Annotated in this window: 1 protein-coding gene and 1 pseudogene; both read right to left on the bottom strand. The window is 61.7% G+C overall.

Going from position 1 to position 1,962, the window contains the following annotated elements; all coding sequences use genetic code 11:
• Window positions 1–580 precede the first annotated feature (580 nt).
• On the bottom strand, window positions 581–1,354 hold the full coding sequence (locus A2I95_RS34125; protein WP_291736945.1) for a LamB/YcsF family protein: 774 nt from the start codon (window positions 1,352–1,354) through the stop codon (window positions 581–583).
• Window positions 1,351–1,962: pseudogene (locus A2I95_RS34130) on the bottom strand (urea amidolyase); the annotation flags it as partial. The gene A2I95_RS34125 and the pseudogene A2I95_RS34130, both read right to left, overlap by 4 nt.

Here is a 1,962-nt window from a genome sequence, read left to right on the forward strand (position 1 = left end):
GCACCAAGAGGCCAAAAACAAGACCGATGCGCCAGTATTCCCTGGCGCGCCCGCCTGCCGTATCCCTCAAAATGCCCCAGTCTCTCCTGAGCGTCCGGCCACCTCTCCAGCCCGTCCCACCGTCTCTCCGGTGCGTTTCCCGTCCCGTCCCGCGTTCCCGCCGTCCCGTCCGGTGTGTCTCAGCAGCATCTCGTCGCTGCCGGTGAAGGGGGTTCTAAGGTTACTCCCAACAACCCGCAAGCCCTTTTTTGACGTTTGCATGACTTTTTGCAAAGCACTCTTGAAGTTTGTTATTTTTCAACAGGTTACATGTAAAAAAAGGATGGCCGGCTTGCTGTTTTCCAGCAATTGGCCCGGCATAGGCGCGACAGGCGCGATGGCTTGAGGATCACCGCCCGCTAGATGTTGGGGCTCCTCCATCAAAGCACACAAGAGGGGCAGAGTTCCGCGAGTCGCATCCGGCAGTTTCCCTTAAAGTCTGACATTCGATTCCATGGGTTTTTCTTGAAAACACCTAAAGACGCCCTTGAGCCAGGCGACCCTCCCGGCTGAGACAAGTGACACGCCTCGCCAGCGGTGCTTAGCCCCTGCGCCCGGTGAATTGACGGATCACGATCCCGCCTTCCCTCAGGCTGGTGCGGACCGATTGAGCCAGCTGCACAGCTTCCGCCGTATCCCCATGCAGGCAGATGGTATCGATTGAGGTGGGAATGCGCTTGCCGCTTTCGGTGATAATGGCGCCCTCTTCCACCATTTTCAGAATGCGCGAACCGGCCAGGGCCGGGTCATGAATGACAGCGCCCGGCAAGGAACGGTCGACCAGCGTGCCGTCATCATTATAGGCACGGTCGGCAAAGATCTCACCGCACCAATTGCAGCCAAGGCCGCGCACCGCCTCTTCCATGGCCGTGGCCGCCAGCACCATGATGATGACGTCCGGATCCACCTCCAGCGCTGCCTCGTAGCAGGCCTGCGCCATCGCGTGATCGGTGCAGGCCATGTTGGACAGCGCCCCGTGCAGTTTCAGGTGCCGCACTTGGGTTCCGGCAGCCCGCGCCATGCCCTGCGCTGCGCCCAGCTGGTAGCGGATCATGTTGGCCAGCGCGTCATGCGGCACATGCATCTTGCGCCGCCCGAAGCCCTGCAAGTCCAGGAACCCGGGATGGGCGCCGATCCCGACGCCGTTCTCATGCGCCAGCGCCATGGTCCGGGCCATCACATCCGGATCGCCCGCATGAAAGCCGCAGGCAATATTGGCCGAGGAGACGATGCCCAGCAGCGCCGCATCATCGCCCATGGTCCAGGGGCCGAAGCTTTCGCCCATATCGGCATTCAAATCGACGGTCTTGGTCATGCAGTCTCTCCCGTTGCAAAAGGGTCAGCCTCCGCAGAGACGGCCCCGCTGATCAATTGATAGGATAGCAGGTCCCGGAGCACAGCCGGATCGCGGACCAGCGGGCGGCAAGCTGCGGGCAGCCCCTTTAAAGACTTCTCAAACTTAGCCTGAATTTCCAGAGCCTGTTCCAATCCGATCCAGCAGAACCGCAGCGCAGCTCCGGCCTGGGCCTGGGCCACCCTGGGCAAATCACAGGGCAGAACGGTGCCGATCCGCGGATAGCCGCCCGTTGTCTGGCATTCACGCAGCAGCACGAAGGGTTTGCCGTCGCCCGTCATCTGCACATCACCCGGCAGGATCACCTCGGACAGGATATTGAGCTGGCCGTCTGCGGCAAAGCCTTCGCCGTCCGAGACCATTTCCACCCCCATCCGGTTGGCACGGCCGCCGCGCCTGAAAGCAGTGGCCGCGAACCGGGTGCGGACAGGTTCTGGAAACAGGCTGCTTTGGAAACTTTCGACAATACGCAATTCGCCGCCTTGAAAACGGTCCTCGGCAGCCAGCACCAGACCTGTTTCACTATGCCGGTCCGAACCGGCAGGCAGCAGGTCCCCGGCTGCGGCCGC

It is taken from the genome of Leisingera sp. F5, assembly GCF_001593695.1.

What these genes read in the sequence shown, in the direction of transcription:
- A2I95_RS34125 (WP_291736945.1), bottom strand. Translation starts at nt 1,354, where the DNA reads ATGACCAAGACCGTCGATTTGAATGCCGATATGGGCGAAAGCTTCGGC.